Annotated in this window: 13 protein-coding genes; 10 read left to right on the forward strand and 3 right to left on the reverse strand. The window is 74.8% G+C overall.

The window, feature by feature from the left end; translation table 11 throughout:
• Window positions 1–44: 44 nt before the first annotated feature.
• Entirely contained in the window at window positions 45–560 is a 516-nt protein-coding gene (locus PUR71_RS18910; protein ID WP_329928210.1) for an ATP-binding protein, read from the reverse strand.
• A 529-nt stretch (window positions 561–1,089) separates the two neighbouring features.
• Between PUR71_RS18910 and PUR71_RS18915 the strand changes: the two genes are divergently transcribed.
• The 4 genes from PUR71_RS18915 (at window position 1,090) to PUR71_RS18930 (ending at window position 5,378) form a co-directional block, all read left to right on the forward strand.
• Window positions 1,090–1,800, forward strand: coding sequence for an urease subunit gamma (locus PUR71_RS18915; RefSeq protein ID WP_329928211.1), 711 nt, complete (start codon window positions 1,090–1,092; stop codon window positions 1,798–1,800).
• 70 nt (window positions 1,801–1,870) lie between these two features.
• Entirely contained in the window at window positions 1,871–3,586 is a 1,716-nt protein-coding gene (locus PUR71_RS18920) for an urease subunit alpha (RefSeq protein ID WP_329928212.1), read from the forward strand.
• A gap of 27 nt (window positions 3,587–3,613) precedes the next feature.
• Window positions 3,614–4,657 (forward strand): agmatine deiminase family protein, encoded by a 1,044-nt coding sequence (locus PUR71_RS18925; protein WP_329928213.1) that lies wholly within the window; start codon window positions 3,614–3,616, stop codon window positions 4,655–4,657.
• A 121-nt stretch (window positions 4,658–4,778) separates the two neighbouring features.
• Window positions 4,779–5,378: a TetR/AcrR family transcriptional regulator gene (locus PUR71_RS18930; protein ID WP_329928214.1), complete on the forward strand. Its 600-nt coding sequence runs from the start codon at window positions 4,779–4,781 to the stop codon at window positions 5,376–5,378.
• A 12-nt stretch (window positions 5,379–5,390) separates the two neighbouring features.
• On the opposite strand, the gene PUR71_RS18935 is transcribed toward PUR71_RS18930, so the two are convergent.
• On the reverse strand, window positions 5,391–7,142 hold the full coding sequence (locus tag PUR71_RS18935; protein WP_329928215.1) for a hypothetical protein: 1,752 nt from the start codon (window positions 7,140–7,142) through the stop codon (window positions 5,391–5,393).
• A 282-nt stretch (window positions 7,143–7,424) separates the two neighbouring features.
• Here PUR71_RS18935 and PUR71_RS18940 point away from each other — a divergent pair, with 282 nt between their 5' ends.
• From PUR71_RS18940 to pth, 4 genes are all read left to right on the forward strand, one after another.
• The gene (locus tag PUR71_RS18940) at window positions 7,425–7,943 is read left to right on the forward strand and encodes a hypothetical protein (protein ID WP_329928216.1); all 519 of its coding nucleotides are present in this window, start codon (window positions 7,425–7,427) and stop codon (window positions 7,941–7,943) included.
• Between the two features lie 98 nt (window positions 7,944–8,041).
• A complete protein-coding gene (locus PUR71_RS18945) occupies window positions 8,042–8,704 on the forward strand; it encodes a DUF3105 domain-containing protein (RefSeq protein ID WP_329928217.1) in 663 nt (220 codons plus the stop codon).
• Window positions 8,705–8,754: 50 nt separating this feature from the next.
• Complete coding sequence (locus tag PUR71_RS18950) at window positions 8,755–9,411, forward strand: DUF305 domain-containing protein (RefSeq protein WP_443077494.1); 657 nt, start codon at window positions 8,755–8,757, stop codon at window positions 9,409–9,411.
• A 149-nt stretch (window positions 9,412–9,560) separates the two neighbouring features.
• The gene (gene pth / locus PUR71_RS18955; RefSeq protein ID WP_329928219.1) at window positions 9,561–10,142 is read left to right on the forward strand and encodes an aminoacyl-tRNA hydrolase; all 582 of its coding nucleotides are present in this window, start codon (window positions 9,561–9,563) and stop codon (window positions 10,140–10,142) included.
• 18 nt (window positions 10,143–10,160) lie between these two features.
• Here the strand turns inward: pth and PUR71_RS18960 are convergent, their stop codons facing one another.
• Window positions 10,161–11,600, reverse strand: a complete 1,440-nt coding sequence (locus PUR71_RS18960) for an MFS transporter (RefSeq protein WP_329928220.1) — start codon at window positions 11,598–11,600, stop codon at window positions 10,161–10,163.
• Window positions 11,601–11,816: 216 nt separating this feature from the next.
• Here PUR71_RS18960 and PUR71_RS18965 point away from each other — a divergent pair, with 216 nt between their 5' ends.
• Complete coding sequence (locus tag PUR71_RS18965) at window positions 11,817–12,317, forward strand: MarR family winged helix-turn-helix transcriptional regulator (RefSeq protein ID WP_329928221.1); 501 nt, start codon at window positions 11,817–11,819, stop codon at window positions 12,315–12,317.
• Between the two features lie 40 nt (window positions 12,318–12,357).
• Window positions 12,358–12,867, forward strand: coding sequence for a GNAT family N-acetyltransferase (locus PUR71_RS18970; protein WP_329928222.1), 510 nt, complete (start codon window positions 12,358–12,360; stop codon window positions 12,865–12,867).
• The last annotated feature ends 7 nt before the right edge of the window (window positions 12,868–12,874 follow it).

A 12,874-nucleotide genomic window follows, 5' to 3' on the forward strand; every position in this document is an offset into this window, starting at 1 on the left:
CGGCGGACGGGTGGGGCGCTCCCGGCCCGATCCGAAAGGCGCGCCTATGGCGTCGCGAGTTCGAACCAGGTGACCTTGCCGTCGCCGCGCAGCTGGACGCCCCACGCGTCGGCGAGCGCTTCGACCAGCAGGAGCCCGCGGCCCGAGGTCGCGTACTCGGCGTCCGGTTCGCGGCGGCGGCCGGGCAGCCTCGTCGTGCCGTCCTGGACCTCGATCCGTAGCCGGTGGTCGGTGCCGAGCACCGCGTCGAAGACCGCGCCCTTGCCGGTGTGCAGCAGCGCGTTGGTCACCAGCTCGGAGGAGAGCAGCTCGGCGGTGTCCGAGAGCTCCGGAACCCCCCAGTGGCTCAGCGCGGTGCGCAGCCGGTGCCGGACCGAGCCGACCGCGACCAGGTCGGCCGGGTCGAGCGTCAGGTGGAGCCGGCGGTGCAGTGCGCAGCCGGGGGCGGTGGCGCCCGGCAGGGCGGTCCCCGTGCCGCCGGCCGGCCCCTGGACCGGCCCGGACCGGTAGGCATCGCCCGAACTCGTCCGCTGCCGCGGGAATCGCGACTGACCGTCCATCACCACTTGCCCCCGCCCTCGCATCCGGGCCCCCGGGCAGGATCCCCCGCCCGCCGGGTGGCCCTCCTCGTTCCGACCCCATCCTCATGCCCAGCTGACGGCGTTTGCAACAGTGTGCGTCCGATCACGTGGGGTGAAAGGGGCACGGGGAGGTCCGCGTGATCCGACTGCCCGCGCCGGACGGGTTTGCGAAGCGCAGAGCCGGCATTCGAGCCCTCCCCTCGCCGATCCCGCGCACACCCGGCGCGCGGAACCGTGCCGTCCCCGCGCCGCGCGCCGGCCCGTCCGGCCGTCGAGCCCCCTCCCCCGCGCGCCCGGTCCGCCCCGGCTCACCCCGCGCGCCGGTCCAGCTCACCCCGCGCGCTGCCCCGGCGAGCCGAACCGGCGCGGAGCCGCAACGCTGGACAGGGCGGCCCGGGCCGGGTTCAATGGCCCGAGAAGTTTGAACGACGTTCTAAACCTCTCCCGGGCATCCCCGAGCCGACCCCCCACCTGCCCGAGGGGCCCGACGAGCCGCGAGCGAGGAACCGTGCGACTGACCCCCACCGAGCGGGACCGACTGCTGATCTTCACAGCAGCGGAGCTGGCCCGCGCCCGCCGCGCCCGGGGCGTGCGCCTCAACATCCCCGAGGCCACCGCCCTGATCGCGGACACCGTCTGCGAGGCCGCCCGCGACGGCCGGCGCCTGGCCGAGGCCATCGAGGCCGGGCGCAGCGTGCTGACCGCCGAGGACGTCCTGCCCGGCGTCCCCGACGTCGTCACCGTCGTCCAGGTCGAGGCCGTGTTCGACGACGGCACCCGCCTGGCCGTCGTCAACGACCCCTTCAAGGGCGCCGGCTCGCTCGGCGACGAGGCCCCCGGCACCGCCCTCGCCGGCGACGGCACGGGCTACGACCCGGTCGAGGAGACGCTGCTGCTCCCCGTCCACAACACCTCCGAGGTGCCGATCTCGGTCACCTCCCACTTCCACTTCTTCGAGGCCAACCCGCGCCTGGCCTTCGACCGCGCCGCCGCCTACGGCACCCACCTCGCCGTCCCGGCCGGCTCCTCCGTGCGCTTCGACCCCGGTGCCACCGTCGAGGTCGGCCTCGTGCCGATCGGCGGCGAACGCGTCGCCATCGGGTTCGCCGGCCTCGTGGACGGCCCCCTGGACGCGCCCGGCGCCAAGGAGGCCGCCCTGGCCAAGGCGCGCGCCACCGGCTACCTGACCGGCTTCGACGACTCGGAGGTGCCCTCGTGAACGAGCGGAGCGAGCAATCGAACAGGGCAGCCACGCGGGCGTGGTCCGCCGAGCGAAGCGAAGTGGGAGCATGACCGCCATCACCCCGCACGACTACATCTCCGTCCACGGCCCCCGCGCCGGGGACCGCGTCCGGCTGGGCGACAGCGGCCTCATCGTCCGCGTCGAGTCCGACTCCCAGGCCCCCGGCGAGGAGTTCCTGGCCGGGTTCGGCAAGACCGCCCGCGACGGCCTGCACCTCAAGGCCGCCGCCGTCCGCGACACCTGTGACGTCGTCATCAGCAACGTCCTCGTGATCGACGCGATCCAGGGCGTGCGCAAGACGTCCATCGGCCTCATCGACGGCCGGATCGCCGCCATCGGCCGCGCCGGCAACCCCGACACCCTCGACGGCGTGGAGGTCGTCGTGGGCACCGGCACCACGATCGTCTCCGGCGAGGGCCTCATCGCCACCGCCGGCGCCGTCGACACCCACGTCCACCTGCTCTCGCCGCGGATCATGGAGGCCTCGCTCGCCTCCGGTGTCACCACCATCATCGGCCAGGAGTTCGGCCCGGTCTGGGGCGTCGGAGTCAACTCCCCCTGGGCGCTGCGCCACGCCTTCAACGCCTTCGACGCCTGGCCGGTCAACATCGGCTTCCTCGGCCGCGGCTCGTCCTCCGACCCGGCCCCGCTGGTCGAGGCCCTCGCCGAGGGCGGCGCCAGCGGGTTCAAGGTGCACGAGGACATGGGCGCCCACACCCGTGCCCTGGACACCGCGCTGCGCGTCGCCGACGAGTACGACGTCCAAGTGGCCCTGCACACGGACGGGTTGAACGAGTGCCTGTCCGTCGAGGACACCCTCAAGGTGCTGGAGGGCCGCACGATCCACGCCTTCCACATCGAGGGCTGCGGCGGCGGACACGTCCCCAACGTCCTCAAGATGGCCGGCGTGCCGAACGTCATCGGCTCCTCCACCAACCCCACCCTGCCGTTCGGCCGCGACGCCCTCGGCGAGCACTTCGGCATGATCGTCTCCGCGCACGACCTCAAGGTCGACCTGCCCGGCGACGCCGCCATGGCCCGCGACCGCATCCGCGCCGGCACGATGGGCGCCGAGGACGTCCTCCACGACCTCGGCGTCATCGGGATCACCTCCTCCGACGCCCAGGGCATGGGCCGCGCCGGCGAGACCGTCCGGCGCACCTTCGCCATGGCCGGCAAGATGAAGGCCGAACTCGGCCCCCTCGACGGAGGCTACGGGACCACCGAGGGCGGCGACGACAACGAGCGCGTCCTGCGCTACATCGCCAAACTCACCATCAACCCCGCCATCGCCCACGGGCTCTCCCACGAGGTGGGCTCGATCGAGGTCGGCAAACTCGCCGACATCGTCCTGTGGCGCCCCGACCACTTCGGCGCCAAACCGCAGCTCGTCCTCAAGGCCGGGTTCCCCGCCTACGGCGTCGTCGGGGACCCCAACGCCTCCACCGACCGCTGCGAACCCCTGGTCCTCGGACCGCAGTTCGGCGCCCACGGTGCCACCGCCGCCGACATCTCGGTCGCCTTCGTCGCCCAGGCCGCCGCCGACGGCGCCTACCTCGACCGCCCCGCCGACGGCCTGCCCACCCGCCGCCGCCGCGTCGGCGTCCGCGGCACCCGCGGCATCGGGCCGCGCGACATGGTGCGCAACGCCCGCCTCGGCCACGTCGAGGTCACCGAGACCGGCCTGGTCTCGCTCGACGGCTCGCCGCTGCGCTCCGAACCGGCCGACAGCGTCTCGCTCAGCCGCCTCTACTTCCTCTGACCCCCCTCCCCCAAGGACCCTCCTCCGATGACCACCCCCACGCCCGCCTCCCTCGGCTACCGGATGCCCGCCGAATGGCACCCGCACGACCGCACCTGGATGGCCTTCCCGACCACCAACCCCACGTTCGACACCCCGGAGAACCTGCACGCCGGCCGCGAGGCCTGGGCCGCCGTCGCCAACACCGTCGTCCGGTACGAGCCGGTGACGCTCGTCGTCAACACCGGGGAGACCGCCGAGGCCCGCAAGTACGTCTCCGAGCAGGTCGAGATCGTCGAACGCCCCCTGGACGACGCCTGGATGCGCGACATCGGCCCGTCCTTCCTGATCGACGGCAAGGGCTCGCTCGCCGCCGCCGACTGGATCTTCAACGGCTGGGGCGCCCAGTCCTGGGCCCGCTGGGACAAGGACCAGCACATCGCCGAGCACATCGGCGAACTCACCGGCGTCCGGCGCTTCGCCTCCCGCCTGATCAACGAGGGCGGCGGCATCCACGTCGACGGCGAGGGCACCGTGCTCGTCACCGAGACCGTCCAGCTCGGCGAGGGCCGCAACAGCGACTGGACCAAGGAGGAGGTCGAGGCCGAGCTGCACGCCTTCCTCGGCACCACCAAGGCCATCTGGCTGCCGCGCGGACTCACCCGCGACTACGACGAGTTCGGCACCCGCGGCCACATCGACATCGTCGCCTCCTTCGTGCGCCCCGGCGTCGTCGTCGCCCACGTCCAGCCGGACCCGGCCCACCCCGACCACGCCGTCTGCCAGGAGCTCGTCGCCATCCTGCGCGCCTCCACCGACGCCCGGGGCCGCCAGCTGGAGGTCGTCGAACTGCCCGCCCCCACCGCCTTGTTCGACGAGGACGGCGAGCCGGTCGACTACTCCTACATCAACCACTACGTGGCCAACGGCGCCGTCATCCTCTGCGCCTTCGACGACCCCCGCGACCAGGAGGCCGCCGACATCCTCGGCGAGGCCTACCCCGGCCGCACCGTCGAACTCGTCGACGCCCGCGGGATCTTCGCCAACGGCGGCGGCATCCACTGCATCACCCAGCAGCAGCCGAAGGCCTGACGGGCCGGACACCCGGAGCGGGGCCGTGCGCCCCGCTCCGGTAGCGTTCGGTCCCGCCGCGCCCCACCCCACCGACCTCCGCCCGCACACCTCCGCTGCGCACCGAGAGAGAGCACGACCCATGGCGGACGCCCGCCCGCGCCGGCCGGCGCGACCCCGCGAGGAGGTCTTCGCCACCGCCCGCGCCGCGATCGCCGAACACGGGCTCGCCAAGCTCACCATGGCCGGGCTCGGCAAGCAGCTCCAGATGAGCGCCGGGCACCTGCTCTACTACTTCGGCAGCAAGGACCAGCTGCTGCTGGAGACCCTCCGCTGGAGCGAGGACCAGCTCGGCGCCCGCCGCCGCGAGGCCCTCGCCGACCACGCCCTCGACCCGTGGCAGCGGCTCGACGCCTACCTGCGCCTCTACCTCCCCGAGGGGCCCGGCGACCCGCGCTGGATCCTCTGGATCGAGGTGTGGGGGCGCTCCCCTGCCAGCGCCGAACTCCGCCAGGGCCAGCAGGACATCGAGGCCCCCTGGCAGTCCGACCTGGCCGCCCTCGTCGACGAGGGCGCCGCAGCCGGCCACTTCACCCCCGGCCCCACGGCCGAGCGCGCCGCCCAGATCCGCGCGCTCCTCGACGGACTCGCCGTCCCCGTCGCCCTCGGCCTCCCCGGCAGCAGCCCCGACGAGGCCCTCACCCACGCCACGGCGGTGGCGCGGATCCTGCTGCGGGCTTGATCCCCTGCGCGGTCACTCGGTCCAGACGGCGGCGGCCGTGCGGTCGTCCGCGTAGCCCTTCGCCCTGACCTGCACCTGGCGCAGGAAGTCGACCGTGCCCGGCGGGTGGGGGTGTGCCCAGTGCGAGGAGAGGAAGTGGGCGACGGCCGGCTCGTCGGCGATCGGGTCGGCCAGGCCCGGCGTGCAGAGCAGCAGGATGTCCCCCGGGGTCGCGGGGACCAGCCGGAAGCGGAACGGCCGCGGCTCCGGCACCGGACCGTCCGCCACCGCCGGCACGCCGTCCGGGTGGTGCAGCAGCCGGGCGGCGTAGGCGTCGATCCAGTGGCCCGACCGCAGCAGGTACAGCCCGCCGGGGCCGACCCCGAATGCCGCCCGGTAACCGGCCGCCGGGTCCAGCGACACCATCAGGCAGTGCAGCGACGCCGGGGACGGAGCGTCCTCCCCGCCCGGCGCCAGCGCCCGCAGCGGAGCCGCCGCGCCGGTGACCAGCCGCTGGAGGCCGTAGCGCAGCCGGTCGCGGGCGCCGTCGCGCAGGTCGGCGGCGAGACCGGCTCGGCTGCGGCCGATCGCGGCGGCCAGCTGGCGGCAGGCCTCGCCGGTCGCGGTGCTCACCGCCTCCGGCGGCACGTCCTCGTCGGCCGTCGCGCCGTCGTCGTCGAGCCCGTTGCGGTCGAAGCCGCCGAGCACGGCGAGCAGCAGCCCGTCCGGGCCCTCGCCGAACCGCGTCACCAGCAGCGCGTCCCGCCGCGGCTCGCCCCGGTAGCGGGCGGAGTCGCCGCGCACGGAGACGGCCCGCAGGACGGCCGGGCCGTACTGGGCGCCCTCCAGGACGGTGTCCGGCACGACGGAGCCCAGCGAGCCCGGGTCCGCCTCCGGCAGTGCCGTCGGCTCCGGCCCGTACGTCGGCGGGCGCTCCCCCACGTGCGGCACGGCGTCCACGGGGGCGGCCAGCGGCGAGCGGACGGCGGGGCGGGGGGCGGGGGCGGGCTCGGGCGCCCGTTCGGCGGTCGGCTCGGGGGCCGGCTCCGGGGCCGGCTCCGGGGCGGCTTCCGAGGTGTGGACGACCTCCGGTTCGGGGGCGGGCTCGGGGGCGCGGACGGCTTCTTGGGCGGGTACGGGGACGGCTTCCGGTTCGGGGGCGGGGGCGGGGGTGGGGGTGGGGGCGAGCTCGGGGATACGGTCCGGCTCCGGCTCGAGCGGAGAGTCGTGGACGGCCTCGGGCTCGGGCTCGGGCTCGGGCTCCCGCTCCGGTCCCGGTGCCGGCGCGGCGTCGACGAGGGGCGCGGGATCGGCGGCGGGAGCCGGCCGTACGTCCTCCGGCTCCGGCGCCACCGCCCCGGGCGCGTCCGGCTCGTCGAGCGTGACGGGGCCCGTCCGGAAGTCCGGTGCCGGGAACTTGTGCGTCTCCGCCGAGGGCGACGGCGGCGGACAATCGACCGGGGCCGGGGCCTGGGCCGGTGCCTGGGCCGACCCCGGCTGGCCGATCACGTCCAGCGCGGTGTCGAACCAGTCGTCGATGCTGTCCCGGGCAGCACCCACGGGCGCCACCACCGCGGCGGCCGCCGCGGCAGCCGCCTCCGCCTGTTCGCCGGTGCGCTGCGGCGCGATCAGGCCCGCCGCCGTGTCGAACCAGTCGTCGACGCTGCCCTCGCCCGGGTCCGCCCCGGGAGTGTCCGGGAGGGTGCCCGCCGGGCCGTCGTAGACGGCGTCCCACCACCCGTCGTCGGGCCGGTGGGACTGTGCGGGTGCACCCTGTTCGCGCATCTGGCGGCTCCTGGTCGGTCCGTGGTCGCGCCGCCCCCGGCGGGGCCGGACTCGACGTCATTGTCTCCAAGTGCAACGACGCTGTCCGGGTTTCGGCGACAACCGGACGCCGTCCGGAACGTTCCCGGCCACCCCGTTCGCCCCCGCGTTCACCACCGTTCCGTCCCCGCTTGCCGGAAGTGCCCGAAGCGGGTGTTTCCGTGCCGTTCGGTGCCATTGGGGCCCGAAAATGGGGCCGGAGGAGGGGCATCGCATCACTCGTTCGGCTGATTAAATGTGCCCATGACCGTGTCGGCCCCCAGCTCGCCCCGACCGGGGAGGGCCGCAGCGACGGGCCGCCCGGCGGGTGTGCTGTGGATCCTGCTGCTGGTCGGGCTGCTGACCGCGCTGCCCTGCTCGGGCCGGGCTACGGCCGCCGACCAGGGCCGGTCGACGCCGTCCGCCGTGACGGCGGCCACCACCGTCACCACCGTCACCGTGACCTCCAGCGCCCCCACGGCCACCACGGGCCCGGCCGCCGGCCGCGCCGCCAGGGCCGCCGACCACCTGCACGTCGACGGACCGCGCCACTGGGCCTGGTGCTCGGCCGACGGCCGTCCGCCGCAGCGGGACAACGGCTGCTCCAGCCACCCGTACTGCGGCCAGGACGCCCAGCTGCCCAACCCGCCGCCGCACCCGCAGCCGGTGGTGTCACCGCACGCGCCGGCGCCCGAGGCCCTGCCCCGGGTCGCCCCCGCCGGGCTGCTCGTCGGTCCGCACCCCGCACCCGATCTGCACGAGCTCCAGGTCCACCGGTCCTGAGCGGAACCCGCCGTCCGCCACCGGACGGATCCGCCCCCTCCCCCACTTCACCCGACCGCCGCGCCCCAGCCGGGCGCGCGGGGACAAGGACAACCACCATGGGTTCCGCCTCCAAGCAGTCCAGCAAGAACAAGCAGCAGGGCGCCACCGACCGCCGCGCCCGGATCGCCGAGCTGCGCGCCGCCGAGCAGCGCCGCGACCGCCGCAACAAGATCATCGCGATCGTCGCCGCATGCTTCCTGGTCGCCGGCACCGGCGGCGCCATCGCCTGGGTCCTCAAGGACCAGAGCGACAAGAAGCACGCCCAGGAGGCCGCCGCCAACGCGGACATCCCGGGCGTGAAGACCTTCGGCGACCTCAGCCGCAACCACGTCAAGGACAAGGTCACCTACCCGATGACCCCGCCGGTCGGCGGCGACCACAACGCGGTCTGGCTGGACTGCATGGGCCACGTCTACGACCAGCCGGTCGAGAACGAGCGCGCCGTCCACTCGCTGGAGCACGGCGCGGTCTGGGTGACCTACAACGGCAAGGCCACCCCGGAGGACATCAAGACCCTGTCCGACAAGGTCAAGGCCACCCCGTACTCGCTCATGAGCCCCTACCCGGACGAGCAGGGCACCATCACCCTGAACGCCTGGAGCACCCAGCTCGTCGTCGACAGCGCCTCCGACCCCCGGGTCAACCAGTTCTTCACCAAGTACGTCCAGGGCAAGCAGACCCAGGAGCCGGGCGCCTCCTGCACCATGGGGCAGATGTGACCGCCGGGAAGCCCGGCGCCACCGCCGGAGCCGACGAGGAGCCGCGGGCCGTGGCCCCCCGCCCCCGGCGCCGGCTGTGGTGGCCGGCCGCGCTGGCCGCCGCCGTCGCACTGGCGCTCGGCGTGCCGGCCCTGGTGGCCGGCGGAACGTCCGCCTCCGGCTCGTCGTCCCTGACCGTCCCGGCGGACGACTCGCCCGAGGCCGGGTTCGCCCGTGACATGGCGACCCACCACCAGCAGGCGGTGGACCTGTCGTTCATCGTCCGGGACCGCACCACCGACGAGCCGACCCGCACCCTGGCGTTCGACATCATCAACACCCAGGCCAACCAGCGCGGCATGATGATGGGCTGGCTCGACCAGTGGGGGCTGTCGCAGCACTCGCCGGCCAAGCCGATGGCGTGGATGAGGATGGACCACGACTACCAGGCCCACGACGGCTCGCTGATGCCCGGCATGGCGACCAACGCCCAGCTGGCGAAACTGCGCACGCTCAGCGGCAAGGACGCCGAGGTGTCCTACCTGCAGCTGATGATCGAGCACCACAAGGGCGGCGTCGAGATGGCCCAGGGCTACGTGGACCTGGCGAAGAACGACAGCGAGAAGCGGCTCGCCCAGTCGATGGTGGTCGCCCAGACCTCCGAACTGGAGCTGATGACCGACATGCTCAAGGAGCGCGGCGCCGCCCCCGGCGTGCCCGCCTCCTGAGCCGCGACCGCACGGCCCGACGGGCCCGGGGTGCGGTGGGGACGGAACGTTTCCGCCCCCACCGCACCCCGCCCCCTTTCGACCTCGATCATGCGAAACCGGTCCCCCGGTTCGATCCCCCCGCCCCCTGGCACTCTGGAGCACCGAAGATGACCACCGCCGCCCCCTGGCTCGTCGCCGGCCTGGGCAACCCCGGCCCGTGGTTCCGGCTCACCCGGCACAACGCGGGCTTCCTCGCCGTCGACCGGCTCGCCGAGCGGCACGGCGCCCGGTTCCGGCGGCGCGCGATCGGCAGCCAGGTCGCCGAGATCGAGGTCGACGGCCGGCGGGTGCTGCTCGTCAAGCCGCAGTGGTTCATCAACCTGTCCGGCCGCCCGGTGGCCGGCCTGATGCGGCGCCACGGCGTGCCCGTCGAGCACCTGGTGGTGGTCCAGGACGACCTCGACTTCGCGTTCGGCTCCTGCAAGCTCAAGCGCGGCGGCGGGCCCGGCGGGCACAACGGCGTGCGCTCGGTCGGCGACGTCCTCGGCACCCGCGACTTCGTCCGGCTGCGCTTCGGCCTCGGCCGCCCGCCGAAGGGGCAGAGCCCCGGCGACTTCGTCCTGAAGAAGTTCTCGGCGGACGAACTCGCCGCCGTGCCGGCCGTGCTGGACCGCTGCGCCGACGCGCTGGAGACGCTCGTGCGGCTCGGCCTCAACCGGGCCCAGGACGCGCTGAACACCGTGTCCTAGCCGCGTCCCGGTCGCGCCTCAGGAACGGGCGGGGCGGGCCGGCCGGGTGAGGACCACGGCCGCCGCCGCGATCCCCGCGAGGACCAGCAGCACCGTCCGCCCACCGGACGCCGCGCCCGCCAGGTGGACACCCAGGACGGACAGCGCCATCCCGAGCGCCGTCCCCAGGCTGCGCGCCATGTTCACCATGCCGCCGCCGACCGCCGAACAGGCCGCCGGGACCGCCCGCATCACCAGCGCGTTGTTCGCCGGCAACAGCAGCCCGAGCCCGTACCCGGTGACCAGCAGCGGGGCCGCCGACACCCCGGCCGAGACCGGCAGCAGGGCGAACAGCGACAGCCCGGCGCCCGCCATCACCGCGCCGAAGCGACACCTCCGCACGTCCGACCAGCCGCGCGGCAGCAGCCCGCCGCCGACCGTGGCGGCGAGCGCGAACGCGGCCGGCAGCAGCGTGATCACCAGGCCCGCGCCGGCGGTCGACACGCCCGCGCCGGCCAGCAGCACCGGGCCCAGCACCAGCGGGCAGAACAGCAGCAGGTACCCGATCAGCGCGACCACCAGCCCGGCCCGCACCCCCGGCGTGTTGACCAGCCCGGGCGCGAGGATCGGCCGGGCGGCCCGCTGCTCCTGGCGCACCAGCGCGAGCGTCAGGACGGCCGAGGCGACCAGGAGGACGCCGACGAGCCAGCCGGGCAGCGGCAGGCCCGAGGCCGTGGACAGGGCGAGCAGCAGCGCCGTGGTGGCGCCGGTGATCAGCAGCATGCCGGGGACGTCGAAGCGGAGCGCCTTGTCCGCGGGCCGGCGCGGCCCGGGCACGACGGCCACGCGCTCCGTCCTGGTGCGCGGCAGCAGGTACCGGCCGGCGACGATCCCGAGTGCGCCGATCGGCACGTTGACCCAGAACACCCACTGCCACGACGCGTGCTCGACCAACAGGCCGCCGACGGTCGGACCGAGCGCCAGCCCGAGCCCCTGGGCGGCGGCCTGGATGCCGAGCGCGCGCCGCATCGCGTGCTCGGGCACGCCCCGCGCCACCAGGGCGACGCTGTTGGCCTGCATCATCGCGGCGCCGACGGCCTGCACGGCCCGGCACCCGACCAGGATCCAGAGGCCGCCGGCGAACCCGGCGCAGAGCGAGGACAGGCCGAAGACGGCGAAGCCGCCGATGTACATCGTCTTGCGGCCCACCAGGTCGGACAGCCAGCCGATGGGCGCCAGCAGGGCGACCAGGACGAGCAGGTAGGCGAGGGCGACCCACTCGACGGCGGCGAAACCCACCCCGAAGTGGCGGCCGAGGGCCGGGAAGACCAGGGCGATCACGCTGGCGTCGAGCTGGCCGAGGAAGGCGCCGAGACACACGGTGCCGACGGCCAGCCAGTGGGCGTGGCGCCAGCCGGCTATGCCGCGGGGCCGGGGGCGCTCGGTGAGCAGCCGGGCGGCAAGGGCGGTGGCGTTCATGCCACTCAATATATCGGGTGCAGATATGTTCTTTCTACGACCTGATCGGAATCGGATGCGTGCGGGGCGTGGTGGGCGATCCGCGGCCTGGCGGGGCGAACTGTCCGCACCGCGGGCGCGGGCCGGCACAGCGGGCGCGGGCCGCGCACGAACGGGCTCCCCGGCACCCCGACCGGGCCGGCCGGAGCGCCCGTACCAGGCGATACGCTGTCCGCCATGCCGTCGTCACCGCACGTTCCCGACCCCGCCACCGGAACCCCCGAAACGTCGGTCGAACACGCCCGCCGGCTGACCGACGTCGTCACCCGCCTGCGCCGCGCCCTGCGCAGCAGCATCCGCACCGACTACCCGTGGGAATCCCTCCCCATGGCCCAGGTCGAACTCCTCCAGACCCTCGCCGCCGCCCCCCTGCGCGTCGGCGAGCTCGCCGCCCGCCAGCGGCTCGCCCCCAACACCGTCAGCGGCCTCGTCGGCAAGCTCCTCGACGCCGGCTTCGTCGACCGCCAGGCCGACCCCGGCGACCGCCGCACCGCCCGCATCGCCCTCACCCCCGCCGGCCAGCGCCAGCTCGACGACTGGCAGCACGCCCACGAACGCCGCATCGCCGACGCCCTCGGCACCCTCGACCCCGGCGACCGCGACGCCGTCTTCCAGGCACTGCCCGCCCTCGACCAGCTCGCCCGCGCCCTCGCCGGCCCCACCCCGCCCGCCGAATAACCACTGGGCAGGCCGCCCCGCGCGCACTAGCGTCCGTCCCGTGGACACGGCACCGGTACACCTCGAACCCTGGACGGACGCCGACCTCGCGCTGCTGCGCCTGGTCAACACGCCGGAGATGAAGACGCACGTCGGCGGTCCGGAGAGCGAGGAGCGCCTGCTCGTCCGGCACGCCCGCTACCTCGACTTCGTCCCCTCCGGCCTCGGCTGCATGTACCGGATCGTGCTGCTCCCCGGCGGCGAGTCCGTCGGCACCGTCGGCTACGGCACCCGGACGTGGCAGGGCGGGACGGTCCACGAGATGGGGTGGAACGTCCTCCCGCCCTTCCAGGGCCGGGGCATCGCCGTGGCCGCGACCCGCGCGGCCGTCGCCGTCGCCCGCCGCGAGGCCCGGCACCGCCACCTGCACGCCTTCCCGTCGGTCGACAATCCCGCGTCGAACGCCGTCTGCGAGAAGGCCGGCTTCACGCTCGTTGGGGAGACGGACTTCGAGTTCCCGCCCGGCCGCTTCATGCGCAGCAACGACTGGCGCGTCGACCTCCGGGCGTAGGGCGTCG

The sequence above is a fragment of the Streptomyces sp. SP17BM10 genome, assembly GCF_036322405.1.
Taxonomy (GTDB): domain Bacteria; phylum Actinomycetota; class Actinomycetes; order Streptomycetales; family Streptomycetaceae; genus Kitasatospora.